Source organism: Streptomyces virginiae (genome assembly GCF_041432505.1).
Classification (GTDB): domain Bacteria; phylum Actinomycetota; class Actinomycetes; order Streptomycetales; family Streptomycetaceae; genus Streptomyces; species Streptomyces virginiae_A.
In genome coordinates this window covers 4,509,002-4,523,035 of the sequence record NZ_CP107871.1, presented here as the reverse complement: position 1 = coordinate 4,523,035, position 14,034 = coordinate 4,509,002, and the positions used below count along the sequence as shown (strand labels likewise).

The 14,034-nt window shown below is 73.0% G+C and carries 14 protein-coding genes and 1 pseudogene; 8 read left to right on the top strand and 7 right to left on the bottom strand.

Annotation, left to right across the window (positions count from 1 at the left end; genetic code table 11):
- The first annotated feature begins 9 nt into the window (after positions 1–9).
- A complete protein-coding gene (gene paaN / locus OG624_RS21105; RefSeq protein ID WP_033214834.1) occupies positions 10–1,692 on the top strand; it encodes a phenylacetic acid degradation protein PaaN in 1,683 nt (560 codons plus the stop codon).
- Positions 1,693–1,735: 43 nt separating this feature from the next.
- Here the strand turns inward: paaN and OG624_RS21100 are convergent, their stop codons facing one another.
- The gene (locus OG624_RS21100) at positions 1,736–2,383 is read right to left on the bottom strand and encodes a MerR family transcriptional regulator (RefSeq protein ID WP_371639700.1); all 648 of its coding nucleotides are present in this window, start codon (positions 2,381–2,383) and stop codon (positions 1,736–1,738) included.
- Positions 2,384–2,482: 99 nt separating this feature from the next.
- On the opposite strand from OG624_RS21100, the pseudogene OG624_RS21095 reads away from it, so the two are divergent.
- Positions 2,483–3,418: pseudogene (locus OG624_RS21095) on the top strand (hypothetical protein); the annotation flags it as partial.
- Here the strand turns inward: OG624_RS21095 and OG624_RS21090 are convergent.
- The 3 genes from OG624_RS21090 to OG624_RS21080 form a co-directional block, all read right to left on the bottom strand.
- On the bottom strand, positions 3,371–4,132 hold the full coding sequence (locus OG624_RS21090) for a TrmH family RNA methyltransferase (protein ID WP_161294782.1): 762 nt from the start codon (positions 4,130–4,132) through the stop codon (positions 3,371–3,373). The pseudogene OG624_RS21095 and the gene OG624_RS21090 overlap by 48 nt on opposite strands.
- Positions 4,133–4,195: 63 nt before the next feature.
- Positions 4,196–5,371: an HTTM domain-containing protein gene (locus tag OG624_RS21085; RefSeq protein ID WP_371588119.1), complete on the bottom strand. Its 1,176-nt coding sequence runs from the start codon at positions 5,369–5,371 to the stop codon at positions 4,196–4,198.
- A complete protein-coding gene (locus tag OG624_RS21080) occupies positions 5,359–6,021 on the bottom strand; it encodes a DUF5819 family protein (RefSeq protein WP_106971269.1) in 663 nt (220 codons plus the stop codon). The genes OG624_RS21085 and OG624_RS21080 overlap by 13 nt, the downstream gene beginning before the upstream one ends.
- Positions 6,022–6,156: 135 nt before the next feature.
- On the opposite strand from OG624_RS21080, the gene paaA reads away from it, so the two are divergent.
- The 6 genes from paaA to OG624_RS21050 all read left to right on the top strand — a co-directional run bounded on the left by paaA (position 6,157) and on the right by OG624_RS21050 (position 11,149).
- Positions 6,157–7,230, top strand: coding sequence for a 1,2-phenylacetyl-CoA epoxidase subunit PaaA (gene paaA, locus OG624_RS21075; protein WP_371639699.1), 1,074 nt, complete (start codon positions 6,157–6,159; stop codon positions 7,228–7,230).
- The gene (gene paaB / locus OG624_RS21070) at positions 7,227–7,511 is read left to right on the top strand and encodes a 1,2-phenylacetyl-CoA epoxidase subunit PaaB (protein WP_030009045.1); all 285 of its coding nucleotides are present in this window, start codon (positions 7,227–7,229) and stop codon (positions 7,509–7,511) included. The genes paaA and paaB overlap by 4 nt, the downstream gene beginning before the upstream one ends.
- A complete protein-coding gene (gene paaC / locus OG624_RS21065) occupies positions 7,508–8,251 on the top strand; it encodes a 1,2-phenylacetyl-CoA epoxidase subunit PaaC (RefSeq protein WP_051762411.1) in 744 nt (247 codons plus the stop codon). The genes paaB and paaC overlap by 4 nt, the downstream gene beginning before the upstream one ends.
- The gene (gene paaD / locus OG624_RS21060; RefSeq protein ID WP_033214842.1) at positions 8,245–8,751 is read left to right on the top strand and encodes a 1,2-phenylacetyl-CoA epoxidase subunit PaaD; all 507 of its coding nucleotides are present in this window, start codon (positions 8,245–8,247) and stop codon (positions 8,749–8,751) included. The genes paaC and paaD overlap by 7 nt, the downstream gene beginning before the upstream one ends.
- Positions 8,752–9,855: a 1,2-phenylacetyl-CoA epoxidase subunit PaaE gene (paaE, locus tag OG624_RS21055; protein ID WP_033214844.1), complete on the top strand. Its 1,104-nt coding sequence runs from the start codon at positions 8,752–8,754 to the stop codon at positions 9,853–9,855.
- Positions 9,856–10,006: 151 nt separating this feature from the next.
- Positions 10,007–11,149: an acyl-CoA dehydrogenase family protein gene (locus tag OG624_RS21050; RefSeq protein ID WP_371639698.1), complete on the top strand. Its 1,143-nt coding sequence runs from the start codon at positions 10,007–10,009 to the stop codon at positions 11,147–11,149.
- A gap of 11 nt (positions 11,150–11,160) precedes the next feature.
- Here the strand turns inward: OG624_RS21050 and OG624_RS21045 are convergent, their stop codons facing one another.
- From OG624_RS21045 to OG624_RS21035, 3 genes are all read right to left on the bottom strand, one after another.
- Entirely contained in the window at positions 11,161–11,505 is a 345-nt protein-coding gene (locus OG624_RS21045; protein WP_033214848.1) for a rhodanese-like domain-containing protein, read from the bottom strand.
- A gap of 69 nt (positions 11,506–11,574) precedes the next feature.
- Complete coding sequence (locus tag OG624_RS21040; protein ID WP_371589833.1) at positions 11,575–12,336, bottom strand: hypothetical protein; 762 nt, start codon at positions 12,334–12,336, stop codon at positions 11,575–11,577.
- Positions 12,337–12,592: 256 nt separating this feature from the next.
- Positions 12,593–13,993 carry a DUF2252 domain-containing protein gene (locus OG624_RS21035; protein WP_033214852.1) on the bottom strand — a complete coding sequence of 467 codons (1,401 nt, stop codon included), beginning with the start codon at positions 13,991–13,993 and terminating at the stop codon, positions 12,593–12,595.
- Positions 13,994–14,034 lie beyond the last annotated feature (41 nt).

Sequence of the window (14,034 nt, the reverse complement as noted above, 5' to 3'; positions counted from 1 at the left end):
TGGTCCCTGATGGCCGCCGAGCTCACCGTCCCCCAGCTGTCCGCCAAGCACCGGCCCACCCTGGACCAGGCCCTGTCGGCGATCCGCAGCCGTGCCTACTGGTCCCCGCACCCCGAACATCCCAAGGCGTACGGCGAGACCGCGCCCGCCGACGGGCTCGCCGCCTTCGAGGCCGTCCGCGGCACGCGGCTGGACCTGGGCCAGCCCGGCACCGACGGCTGGACGGGCGCCGAGGTGTCCCCGTTCGGTCCGGAGCTGGGTGTCGAGTACCCGCATGTGGACCCGGACGTGCTGCTGCCCGCGATGAAGGCCGGCATGGGTGCCTGGCGCGACGCGGGACCCGAGGCGCGCGCCCTGGTCTGCATCGAGATCCTGGCCCGCATCTCCGCCCGGACCCACGAGTTCGCGCACGCGGTCATGCACACCAGCGGCCAGGCCTTCATGATGGCGTTCCAGGCGGGCGGCCCGCACGCGCAGGACCGCGGCCTGGAGGCCGTGGCCTACGCCTACGAGGAGCAGACCCGCGTCCCGGGTCAGGCCGACTGGTCGAAGCCGCAGGGCAAGAAGGACCCCCTGGAGCTCGGCAAGACCTTCACGGCCGTTCCGCGTGGTGTCGCCCTCATGATCGGCTGCAACACCTTCCCGACCTGGAACGGCTACCCGGGCCTCTTCGCCTCCCTCGCCACCGGCAACGCGGTGCTGGTCAAGCCGCACCCGCGGGCCGTGCTGCCGCTCGCGCTGACCGTCCAGGTCGCGCGGGAGGTCCTCGCCGAGGCGGGCTTCGACCCGAATCTGGTGGCGCTCGCGGTCGAGCGCCCGGGCGAGGGCATCGCCAAGACCCTCGCGGTCCGCCCCGAGATCAAGCTGATCGACTACACCGGTTCCACGGAGTTCGGGGACTGGCTGGAGACCCACGCCCGCCAGGCGCAGGTCTACACGGAGAAGGCCGGCGTCAACACCGTCGTCCTGGACTCCACCGACAACTACAAGGGCATGCTGTCCAACCTGGCGTTCTCGCTGTCCCTGTACAGCGGCCAGATGTGCACCACCCCGCAGAACCTGCTGATCCCGCGCGACGGCATCGCGACGGACGCCGGCCACAAGAGCTACGACGAGGTCGTCGCCGACCTCGCCGCCTCGGTCGGCGGCCTGCTGGGCGACGACGCCCGGGCCAACGCGCTGCTCGGCGCGCTGGTGAACCCGGACGTCAAGTCCCGGCTGGAGGCCGCGGCCGCGCTGGGCGAGGTCGCGCTGGCCTCCCGGGAGGTCGCGAACCCCGAGTTCCCGGACGCGGTGGTCCGTACCCCCGTCATGGTCAAGCTGGACGCGGCCAAGCCGGACCCGGAGGCGCCGTACCTCTCCGAGTGCTTCGGCCCGGTCTCCTTCGCGGTGGCCGTGGACACCACCGCGGACGCCCTCGACCTGCTGCGCCGTACGGTGCGGGAGAAGGGCGCCATGACGGTGGGCGCGTACACCACGTCGGCGGACACCGAGCGGGCCATCGAGGAGGTCTGCCTGGAGGAGTCCGCGCAGCTCTCCCTGAACCTGACCGGCGGGGTGTTCGTGAACCAGACCGCCGCGTTCTCGGACTTCCACGGCTCCGGCGGCAACCCGGCGGCCAACGCGGCCCTGTGCGACGGCGCCTTCGTCGCGAACCGCTTCCGGGTGGTGGAGGTCCGCCGCCAGGCGTAACCGCGTCACGCAGGCCCCGGCCCGGGTGGACCGCGCCCTCCTCCTACTCCCGCCGCTCCTCGGCGAAGAGGCGGGAGGAAGCGTCCACCTGGGCCATCCTGCGCAGGGCCGCGAACACCGCGTCGCCCACCACCGTGCCCACGACCACCGCCTCGACCAGGCCCTCGCGGTCCGCCCGGCGGGCCGTGTACTCCAGGTCCACCCGGGCCACCCGCTCAGCCGCGTCGGCGTAGTCGTCGAGCAGTTCGGCGAAGGAGCCGTGGCCCACCCGCGCGAGTGAGGCGAGGGCGGCCGCAAGCGCGTCGGCCGCCTTGTTCCCGGGCTGGATGTGCCAGCCGCGCGCCTCGATCAGCCGCGCCACCCGGTCCCGGGCCAGTACCGCCTCGGCGTCGTCGTGGCCCCCGCCGTCGCCGTACTCGGGCACCAGCCGCTGCGCCGCGGCGCCGAGCAGCTTGTGCACCGGCTGCTCCTTGTCGTCGATGGCCACGAGGACGTCCCCGATGGCCGCCACCGACAGCCCGCCGACCTCCAGCAGGGCGCGGATCAGCCGCAGCCGCCGCTCGTGCCCGTCGTCGTAGCTGGCTTGATTGGGGCTGCTCAGCTCGCCCGGCGGAAGCAGACCCTCCCGGACGTAGTACTTGATCGTCGGTACCGGTACCCCGGTTCGGCGGCTCAACTCTCCGATGCGCATGACGTGTTCACTCGTTTCTCCTTGCCCCGTCCCTGCCCATCATAGATAGTGGGGCTATCAGATAGCGGCGAGCATCACTATCCATTCCTTGGGGGTCCCATGCCTGCGTTACGTACCTGGCACCGTCCACTGACCGTGTTCGCCGGCGTGATGGTGGTGTGGGCCGCCGGCTCGGCCGTAGGTCTCGCCGTCGACGGCCGCATGCTGGTCGGCGCCCCGATCTGGGCCAAGCCCTTCAAGTTCGCCGTCTCCTTCGTCGGCTACGCGCTGAGCCTGGCCTGGATGCTCTCCCTGGCCGTCGCCGCCCGCCCTCGCCTGCGCAGGCCCGCCTGGTGGGCCGGTACCGTCGTCGTCGCGGCGAGCGCGGTGGAGATGCTGCTCATGACGGGCCAGGTGTTCCGCGGCCGGCAGAGCCACTTCAACCGGCGGACCCCCCTCGACGCGCAGATCTACAGCGCCATGGCCGTCACCGTCGTCGTGCTGTGGACGGCCACGCTCGTCATCGCCGTCCTGCTCTTCCGGTCCCGCGTGGCCGACCGGCCCACCACCTGGTCGATCCGGATCGCCGCCGTCCTCGCCCTCGCGGGCGCGGGGCTCGGCTTCCTGATGACCACCCCCACCGAGGCCCAGCTCGCGGTCGACGACGCACCGGTGGCGGGCGCCCACAGCGTGGGAGTGCCCGACGGCGGACCCGCCATGCCGCTGACCGGCTGGTCCACCACCGGCGGCGACCTGCGCATCCCGCACTTCTTCGGCATGCACGCGCTCCAACTGCTGCCGCTGTTCGTGCTCGTACTGGCCGCCCTCGCCGGCCGCTTCGCCCTGCTGCGCCGGGAGCGGGTGCGACTGCGGCTGACCCTGGTCGCGGCCGGGGTCTACGCGGCGGTGCTCGCCCTGCTGACCTGGCAGGCGCTGCGCGGCCAGGCACTGGTGCACCCGGACCGGGCGACGCTCGGTGCGGCCGCGGCGGTCCTGGCCGGGGGCCTGCTAGGAGTCCTCGCCGCCCTGTTCGTGGGCCGGGGGCCCGCCCCAGTGGAAGAGGGTCATGGCCACACTGGTGGCGAGGTTGTAGCTGGAGACCTGGGGACGCATCGGCAGGGAGACGAGGTGGTCCGCCCGGGCGCGCAGCTCCGGTGAGATGCCGTGGCGCTCCGAGCCGAAGGCGAGCAGGGCGTCGTCCGGGAGGGTGAGGGCGCGGATGTCCGCGCCCTCGGGGTCGAGCGCGTAGAGCGGCCCGGGGGGCAGTTCGTCCAGGGCGAGGCGCTCGACGGTGGTGGCGTAGTGCAGCCCGGCCCCGGCCCGGACCACGTTCGGGTGCCAGGGGTCGAGGTCGCCGCGGGTCACCACACCGGTGGCGCCGAAGCCGGCGGCGAGCCGGACGACGGCGCCGACGTTGCCGAGATTGCGGGGGTTGTCGAGGACGACGACGGGGGCCGGCCGGGGCAGCCGCCCCAGCCCGGCGATGCCGGCGGCCCGGTCGGGGCGGACCGCGAGGGCCGCGACCCCGGTGGGGTGCACACGGGTCAGCACCCCCTTGAGGTCGGCCCGCCGCGTGAGGCGCACCACGGCGGCCTCGACGTCCGGAGCCAGCTCACGGGCCAGCGCCCGTACCGCGGCGGGGTCCTCGGCGATGACCATCCGTACGTCGGCCCCGAACCGCAGGGCGTGCTTCAGCGCGTGGAACCCGTCCAGCAGCACGAGATCCCCCGCCTGCTCGGCCTCCCGCCATTCCCGCACCGTGTCGTCCATACCCCGACCCTACGGTCCGCCCGGACGCCGTCCACCGCGCGGGCCGCTCCCAAGGGATGGCCGTCAGCGCGGCCCCGGCACCGACACCGGCACCGGCTCGGCGGCGGCGTCCGTCTCGGGCTCCGCCGCACGCCGCCGCCGCACGGCGACCCGTACCCCCAGCCACACCAGGAAACCGGTCGGCAGGAACACCGCGTCCGCGGCGATCATCGCCAAGGAGAAGAACGGCAGCCCCAGCAGCACCGCGATCCCCGCGTGCTCCAGCATCATCAACGCCAGCAGCACGTTCTTGATCCGCCGGTTGAACAGCGTGAACGGAAACGCCACCTGTACCGCCACCGTGCCGTACGACAGCAGCATCACCAGCGTCCCGCTCCCCGCCAGCAGCGCCGACAGCGCCGGCCACGGGGTGAAGTAGTCCAGCCCCAGCGGGTAGTACAGGGCCGTCCCGTCCTGCCAACGGGACCCCTGGATCTTGTACCAGCCCGCCGTCGCGTAGATCAGGCAGACCTCCGCCATGATCACCAGCATGCCCGCGTTGTGCAGCAGGTTCGCGAGGACGTCCAGCACCGCCCGCCCCTCGCCCTGCGGCTCGTACCGGTCGACCAGCCACCACAGCCCGCAGACCACCCACACCGCCGCGAACGCCGCCGTCCAACCGTGGCCGAAGCGGCCGGTCGCCGCGCCGAAGGCGAACCCGGCGCCGAGCACGCCCCACAGCACCGGCCCGGCCGCCCCGGCCGTCGCCGAGCCGCGCGTACGGGCCCGGCGCGCGTCCAGCGACCAGACCTGCGCGCACCGGGTCAGCACCAGGTAGATCGCCATCAGGTGGATGACGTTGTCCCCGCCGTCGCCCATGAACACGCTGCGGTTCTGCAGCGACAGCACTCCGATCATGAAGAGCACCGAGGTCGCCCGCGTCCGCCAGCCCAGCAGCAGGCCCACGCTCGCCAGCACGGACACCGCGTAGACGATCTCGAACCACAGCGTCGAGTCCGACCACATCAGCACCGTGAAGGCGTGGTTGGTGTCGATCAGGCGCTCCGCGAGGTCCCAGCCCCACGGCCCGTCCGGCCCGTACAGCTCGGCGCGGTGCGGGAACTCGCGCAGCAGGAAGAAGAGCCAGGTCGCGGCGAAGCCGATGCGGACCACGGCGCTCTGGTACGGGCCCAGGGCCTGCCCGGTGACCCGCGCGGCCGCCCGGCCCGCCGCCTCGCGGGCGCGCCTCAGAGCGTCCACCACGGCAGCTCCCGGTAATAGGTCTGGGTGTCGGTGGTCTCGGCGCTCCACTTCGGCGCCGGCACCGCCCTGGTCGCCGAGCGCAGCTGGATCCGCAGGATGGTTCCTTCCCGCAGCCTTGGGGCGAGCCGGTTCACCGCGATGCGCCGGAGGTACTCCTCGGACAGCTGCCCACGCTCGCCGTTCGGCTTGTTGTCCTCGTCGTGGGAGCCGGTGAAGAAGTCCCAGGCGCGGCGGAGCTCGTTCTGTCGGGTGTGGCTCGGCAGCAGGCTGTGCCGGATGGCCTCGCCGTCCTCGGCGCTCAGGTCGCGCCAGGGGGTGGTGACCAGCTCGCCGTCCTCGCCCCTGACGTCCGCGCGCGCCTCGACCGCGATGTTCTGCTGCAGCGGGTTGGGGGCGAACAGCTTCCAGTTCTGTTCGAACTCCGGATAGATCCAGCTGTCGATCGTCTTCGCGTGCTGCCGGCTGACCGTGTTGGTCGGCGCCACGTGCAGGAAGACGAAGGCGAGGTGCGTGCCGGCGGCCACCGCGACCACCCCCAGGGCCAGGGCGGTCACGACCCGGTACGGGGTGGAAAGACCGGCTATTCCGGGCGCCCGCGGGGGTGACGGAGCGGCCCTTTCGGCGGGCTCGTGCTCGTTCGAATCCATCCCCACCCGATCGTCCGGCGTCCACAGGGTTGACCTCAGAGGTTGACACCCTACGGGCCGCCGTCTCACCATTGAAGCGTATGAACCGAACGATCGGTCGGTCGGGCGGACAGCGGACTCTGGCAGGGGGCCGGAATGGTGGCAGTGACCCCGGAGACGGGGCCGGACACGGCTCTCGGGACAGACAGGACGGACGGGACAGGCATGACTGCTGACCTGGGCGCACAGCTCGCGGCGGCATTCGACGCGGCCGTGGCGGCCGACGAGCGGGTGGAGCCGCGCGACTGGATGCCGGACGAGTACCGCGCCTCCTTGGTGCGCCAGATGGCGCAGCACGCCCATTCCGAGATCATCGGCATGCAGCCCGAGGCGAACTGGATCACCCGCGCGCCCTCGCTGCGCCGCAAGGCGATCCTGATGGCCAAGGTCCAGGACGAGGCCGGCCACGGGCTGTACCTCTACAGCGCGGCCGAGACCCTCGGCACCAGCCGCGACGAGCTGCTCGACAAGCTCCACTCGGGCAAGCAGAAGTACTCCTCGATCTTCAACTACCCCACCCTGACCTGGGCGGACGTCGGCGCCATCGGCTGGCTCGTGGACGGCGCGGCGATCACCAACCAGGTGCCGATCTGCCGCTGCTCCTACGGGCCCTACGCCCGCGCCATGGTCCGGATCTGCAAGGAGGAGTCCTTCCACCAGCGCCAGGGGTACGAGCTGCTCCTCGCCCTCTCCCGCGGCACCGAGGCCCAGCACGCGATGGCCCAGGACGCGGTGGACCGGTGGTGGTGGCCGTCGCTGATGATGTTCGGCCCGCCGGACGACGAGTCGGCGCACTCGGCCCAGTCCATGGCCTGGCGCATCAAGCGGCACTCGAACGACGAACTGCGCCAGCGGTTCGTGGACATCGCCGTCCCGCAGGCCGAGTCCCTCGGTCTGACCCTGCCCGACCCGGACCTGAAGTGGAACGAGGAGCGCGGACACCACGACTTCGGCGCCATCGACTGGGCCGAGTTCTGGGACGTCCTCAAGGGCAACGGCCCCTGCAACGAGCAGCGGATCGGCCAGCGGCGCAAGGCCCACGAGGACGGCGCCTGGGTGCGCGACGCGGCCGCCGCGTACGCGCGCAAGCAGACGGCACAGCAGGTGGCACAGCAGGTGGCACAGCAAGCGGCGAAGCACGCCGGACAGAACGAGGAGGCACGGGTATGACGCAGAACTGGCCCCTGTGGGAGGTCTTCGTGCGTTCGCGCCGCGGCCTCTCGCACACGCACGCGGGCAGCCTGCACGCCCCCGACGCGGAGATGGCCCTGCGCAACGCCCGCGATCTCTACACCCGGCGTGGCGAGGGCATCTCGATCTGGGTGGTGCCCTCCACCGAGATCACCGCCTCCTCTCCCGACGAGCGGGACCCCTTCTTCGCGCCGTCCGCCGACAAGCCGTACCGGCACCCCACCTTCTACGACATCCCGGAGGGTGTGAGCCACCTGTGACCAGCACCGACACCACGCGCCTCACCGGTGCCACCGCGGCGGCGGCGCTCGCGCTCGGCGACGACGCGCTGATCCTCTCCCACCGCCTCGGCGAATGGGCCGGACACGCCCCCGTCCTGGAGGAGGAGGTCGCCCTCGCCAACATCGCCCTCGACCTCCTCGGCCAGGCCCGGATCCTGCTGTCCCTGGTCGGCGACGAGGACGAGCTGGCGTACCTGCGCGAGGAGCGGTCCTTCCGCAACCTCCAGCTGGTCGAGCAGCCGAACGGCGACTTCGCCCACACCATCGCCCGCCAGCTCTACTTCTCCTTCTACCAGCACGAGGTCTACGGGGAGCTCGCCCGCGGGGACGGCCCGTTCGCGCCGCTGGCGGCCAAGGCCGTCAAGGAGACCGCGTACCACCGTGACCACGCCGAGCAGTGGACCCTGCGGCTCGGGGACGGCACCGAGGAGAGCCGCAGCCGTATGCGGGCCGCCCTCGACGCGCTGTGGAAGTTCACCGGCGAGATGTTCCAGCCGGTGGACGGCCTCGAAGGCCTGGACCTGACCGCCGTGGAGGAGCGCTGGCTGGCCGCGCTGACCGGCGTACTGGGGCAGGCCGGCCTCGACCTGCCCCAGGGGCCGCGCACCGGCGCCTGGGCGGCGGGCGCCGGACGGCAGGGCCTGCACACCGAGTCCTTCGGCCGGATGCTCGCCGAGATGCAGCACCTGCACCGCAGCCACCCGGGGGCCTCATGGTGACCACCGACGCCGGAACGACCCGCCTGGAGGCGGAACTGGCCGCGCTGGCCGGCTCCGTCCCGGACCCGGAGCTGCCCGTGCTCACCCTCGGCGAACTCGGCGTGGTGCGCGGGGTGCGGATGCACGAGGACGGCCGGGCCGAGGTCACCCTCACGCCCACCTACACCGGCTGCCCGGCCATCGAGGCCATGTCCGCCGACATCGAGCGGGCGCTGACCGGCCACGGCATCCCCGAGGTGACGGTGACGACCGTGCTGGCCCCCGCCTGGTCGACCGACGACATCAGCGCCGAGGGCCGGCGCAAGCTCGCCGAGTTCGGCATCGCCCCGCCCCGGCCGCACGCGGCCGGCGGGCCGGTCCCGGTGACCCTGTCGGTCCGCTGCCCCCACTGCGGATCGACCGACACCGAGCTGCTCAGCCGCTTCTCCTCCACCGCGTGCAAGGCGCTGCGTCGCTGCACCGCCTGCCGCGAACCGTTCGACCACTTCAAGGAGCTCTAGATGGCCGCCCCCCGCCACGGCGCGTTCCACCCGCTGACGGTGGCGGCTGTCGACCGGCTCACCGACGACTCGGTGGCACTGACACTCCGGGTTCCCGAGGAACTGCGCGAGGACTACCGGCACGCCCCGGGCCAGCACCTGACGCTGCGCCGCACCGCCGCCGAGGGCGGCGCCGAGGTCCGCCGCACCTACTCGATCTGCTCCCCGGCACCGTCCGCGGCCGGCCCGGGCCCGGAGCGGCTGCGGGTCGGGGTGCGGTTGGTGGAGGGCGGCGAGTTCTCCACCTTCGCCCACAAGGAGATCGCCGCCGGGGACGTGCTGGAGGTCATGGTCCCGGCCGGGCGCTTCGTACTGGAGCCCACCGCCGCGCCGGCCTCGGGGCACTACGCGGCGATCGTCGGCGGCAGCGGCATCACGCCGGTGCTCTCGATCGCGGCGAGCCTGCTGGCCGCCCGACCCGACGCCCGGTTCTGCCTCGTGCGCAGCGACCGTACGGCGGCCTCGACGATGTTCCTGGAGGAGGTCGCCGACCTCAAGGACCGTTATCCGTCACGGTTCCAGCTGGTGACGGTCCTCTCCCGCGAGGAGCAGGAGTCCGGGCTGCCCTCCGGGCGGCTGGACGAGGAGCGGCTGGCGTCCCTGCTGCCGGCGCTGCTGCCGGTGACGGAGGTGACGGGCTGGTTCCTGTGCGGCCCGTACGGTCTGGTGCAGGGCGCGGAGCGGGCCTTGGGCGCGCTCGGCGTCGCGCGGACCCGGGTGCACGAGGAGATCTTCCACGTCGAGGACACCGCACCGACGGCCCGCCCGGCCGGTTCCGCGGCCCCCGCGCACGGACGGGTCACCGCACGGCTCGACGGCCGCTCGGGCACCTGGCCGGTCCAGGACGGCGAGTCCCTGCTGGACGCGGTGCTCCGCAATCGCGCGGACGCCCCGTACGCCTGCAAGGGCGGCGTCTGCGGCACCTGTCGGGCGTTCGTGGTCTCGGGCGAGGTCCGGATGGAGCGGAACTTCGCGCTGGAGGCCGAGGAGACGGAGGCCGGATTCGTCCTGGCCTGTCAGTCGCACCCGGTCACCGAGGAAGTGGAGATCGACTTCGACCGCTGAGCGGATCGACGTCCCCTTCGGTCGGGCCCCTGTCCCAGGACAGGGGCCCGACCCGTCTCCAAGGCCTGTCCATTTTCCAGAACCTGTTCTATCTTGACGCACCGTCAGACGCGATGTCGTCGTCGGACCCGAACGCGCGGGAGGACAGGCAGTGGACTTCACCTTCACCGAGGAGCAGCAGGCCGCCGTCGAGGCGGCCCGGGCCGTCTTCGCGGATGTCGCGCCCGACGGCGTGCCCAGCCCCGCTCTGACCCCGGGGGCCGTCGCCGACGACTTCGACCGCCCGCTGTGGGCCAAGCTCGCCTCATCGGACCTGCTGAGCCTGGTGCTCGCCGAGGAGCACGGCGGAGCGGGGCTGGACGCCGTCGCCCTGTGCCTGGTGCTGCGCGAGGCCGCCCGGGTGCTGGCACGGGTCCCGCTGCTGGAGCACTGCGCCACCGCCATGGCCGTGCAGGCCCACGGCAGCCCGGAACTGGCCGCCGCCCTGCTGCCCGGCGCCGGGAACGGCACCCTCGTGCTCACCGCCGCCGCCCACGGACGCTCCGGCCACGACCCGGCCGAACTCGCCGTCATCGCCCGCCGCGAGGGCGAGGCGTGGATCCTGGAAGGTACGCAGACCGCGGTGCCCTGGGCGCACGGCGCGGACTGGATCGCCGTACCCGCGCACACCGGCGAGGGTGAGGCCGTCCTCGCGCTCGTCCCACGGGCCGCCGAAGGGCTGGCCCTCGCCGAGCAGGTCTCCACGACTGGGGAGCGGCTCGCCGAACTCGCCCTCGACGGCGTGCGGGTGGACGCCACGCACCTCATCGAAACCCCGGGAGCCTGGGAGCGGCTACGTCAGCTCCTCGCCACCGGGACCTGCGCGCTGGCACTCGGACTCGGCGAGAACGTCCTCACCATGACCAGCCTGTACACCGGCAAGCGCGAGCAGTTCGGCTTCCCGGTGGCCACCTTCCAGGCCGTCGCCGTCCAGGCCGCCGACCGGTACATCGACCTGCGCGCCATGGAGGTCACCCTGTGGCAGGCCGCCTGGCGGCTCGACGCGGCGACCGGCGGCGCCGGTGGTCCGCTGCCGAGCTCCGGTGATGTCGCGGTCGCCAAGATCTGGGCCGCGGAAGGTGTGCGCCGGGTCGTACAGACCGCCCAGCACCTGCACGGCGGATTCGGCGCCGACACCGACTATCCGCTGCACCGCTACCACGCCTGGGCCAAGCAGCTGGAGCTCCAGCTGGGCCCGGCCGCCGCGCACGAGGAGGCCTTGGGCGACCTGCTGGCCGCCCACCCCCTCGCCTGAACCGGCTCCTCTCAGAGGACGAAGGCCGGGTTCCCGTTGTCCGTCACCATCGGGCGCCCGGCACCGTCCCAGGCCTGCATCCCGCCGTCGACGTTCACCGCGTCGATCTCCTGGCGCACCAGGTACTGGGTGACCTGCGCGGAACGCCCGCCGACCCGGCACATCACGTACACCCGGCGACCGTCCTCGACCGACTCGGTGAGCTCACCGAAGCGGGCCACGAAGTCGCTCATCGGGATGTGCAGAGCACCCTCGACGTGGCCGGCCGCCCATTCGTCGTCCTCACGGACGTCGAGGACAAAGCCTTCGGAGGGCACCGCGGTGGCGTCCACCGAGGGAAGCGGTCCGAAGTTCATAGCTGTCGCCTTCTCTCTTCACGAATCTGCTGCCAACCTATCCGACCACCCGGTACGGGCGGACCGGGCTCACTCGGCGGCGAGCTCCGCCGCCAGCTCCGCCTCGCGCTCGGAGACCTGCGCGAGCAACTGCTCCGCGATCTCCTCCAGCAGCCGGTCGGGGTCCTCGGGCGCCATCCTCAGCATCGACCCGATCGCGCTCTCCTCCAGCTCCCTGGCCACGAGCGACAGCAGCTCCTTGCGGCGTGCCAGCCACTCCAGCCGCGCGTACAGCTCGTCGCTCTCGCCGGGCACCGACGCCTCGGGCGCCGGGCCGGCCGCCCATTCCTCGGCCAGCTCGCGCAGCAGCCCCTCGTCACCGCGCCCGTAGGCGGCGTTGACCCGCGAGATGAACGCGTCGCGCCGCTCCCGCTCGCCCTCCTCCTGTGCGAGGTCGGGGTGGGCCTGACGGACCAGCTCGCGGTAGAGGCGCCGCACCTCCTCCGAGGGCCGCACCCGCTCCGGCGGCCGCACGGGCCGGTCGGTCAGCATCGCGGCGGCGTCGTCGGAGATCCCGTCCGAGCCCAGCCAGTCGTGGAACAGCTCGTCCACCCCGGGCATCGGCATGACCAGCGAGCGCGCCTCCCTCGCCCGCCGCAGATCCTCGGGATCGCCGCTGCGGGACGCCTTCGCCTCGGCGATCAAGGCGTCCAGCTCGTCGAGCCGCGTGTACATCGGGCCGAGCTTCTGGTGGTGCAGGCGGGAGAAGTTCTCCACCTCCACCCGGAAGGTCTCCACCGCGATCTCGAACTCGATCAGCGCCTGCTCGGCGGCCCGCACGGCCCGCTCCAGGCGCGCCTCCGGGCGCTCCCCACCGGTGACGGAGGAGTCACCGGAATCACCGGGGACTGTCTGCTCAGGCTGCTCGGTCTGCTCGCTCACCCGGCCAGCCTACGGCCCACCCGCGCGGGCGATGTTTCACGTGGAACATCGCCCGTCGCGACAGGGCCCGCCACGGCTCCGACCGAACCGCTCAGGCCCTGGTCGGAGCACCCGCCGGCCGCCGCGGAGGACCCGCGGGCCGCCGCGGAGGACCCGCCGAGCACCGTCAGACCCCGAGCTCCGCCGCGATCCGGCCGGCCCGCACCGCCGCCACCAGATCGGCGTGATCGGCCTCGGTGCGGTCGGCGTAGGCCACGGCGAAGGTCGCCATCGCCTGGTCCAGCTCGTCGTTCTTCCCGCAGTACCCGGCCAGCAGCCGCGGGTCGACACTGTGCGCGTGCGCCCGGGCCAGCAGGGCGCCGGTCATCCGCCCGTAGTCGTCGATCTGGTCGACGGCCAACGCCGCCGGGTCCACGCTGCCCTTGCGGTTGCGGAACTGCCGCACCTGGAAGGGCCGGCCCTCCACCGTGGTCCAGCCCAGCATGATGTCGGAGACCACCTGCATCCGCTTCTGCCCGGCCACCACCCGAAGGCCCTCGTGCTGCTCCGGGGCCGGCGCGAAGCCCAGCCCGGGCAGGTGCGGCAGCAGCACCGAGGGCCGCGCCTCCTTGACCTGGAGCACCAGCGGCTCGCCCCGGTGGTCCAGCAGCAGGACCACGTACGAGCGGGTGCCGACGCTCCCGGTGCCCACCACGCGGAAGGCCACGTCCTGGATCGCGTACCGGGCCAGCAGCGGCAGTCGGTCGCCCTGCAGCGTCTGCAGGTAGGGGCCGAGCGAGGCCGCCACGGCCGCCGCCTCCCCGTCCCCGACCCGGCGCAGCACGGGCAGCGCGTCGACGAAGCGACGGCCGCCGTCCGGCCCTATCTCCGTGGACTTGGCGGCGAACCGCGCGGAGGTGTTGTTGCGGGCCTTCTCCGAGACCCGCTCCAGCGTGCCCAGCAGATCGCGGGCGTCGGCGTGCGAGACCAGCTCCTCGTCGGCGATGGCGTTCCACGCGTCGAGGGCGGGCAGCTTGGCCAGGAGCCGCATGGTGTGCCGGTAGGCGCCGACGGCGTCGAGGGCGGCCGCCCGGCAGGTGTCCTCGTCCGCGCCCGCCACCCGGCCCGCCAGCACCAGCGAGGCCGCCAGCCGCTTCACGTCCCACTCCCACGGGCCGAACACGGTCTCGTCGAAGTCGTTGAGGTCGATGACGAGCCGCCCGCTCGCGTCCCCGTACAGACCGAAGTTCGCCGCGTGCGCGTCGCCGCAGATCTGCGCGCCGACCCCGGTCACCGGTCCACCGGACAGGTCGTGGGCCATCAGCCCGGCCGCGCCCCGCAGGAACGCGAAGGGGTTCGCGGCCATCCGGCCGACCCGTATCGGCGTCAGCTCGGCGACCCGCCCGGCGTTCGACTCCTCCACCGCGCGCACGGCGTCCGGCCGTCCGGCCGGCGCCACGAAGGCGGCGTGCGCCGACCGCGGCAGGCGGGCGCGCAGCGCCTTGCCCTCCTCCTTCGGCGAACCGGCCGCCACCCTCGGAGCGAAGCCCGCCACGTCCGGAATCCGCTGACCCGCAATCGCCGCCATCGACGCCGCCCCCACCCGTTCACTTCATTGATCGCTTCTCG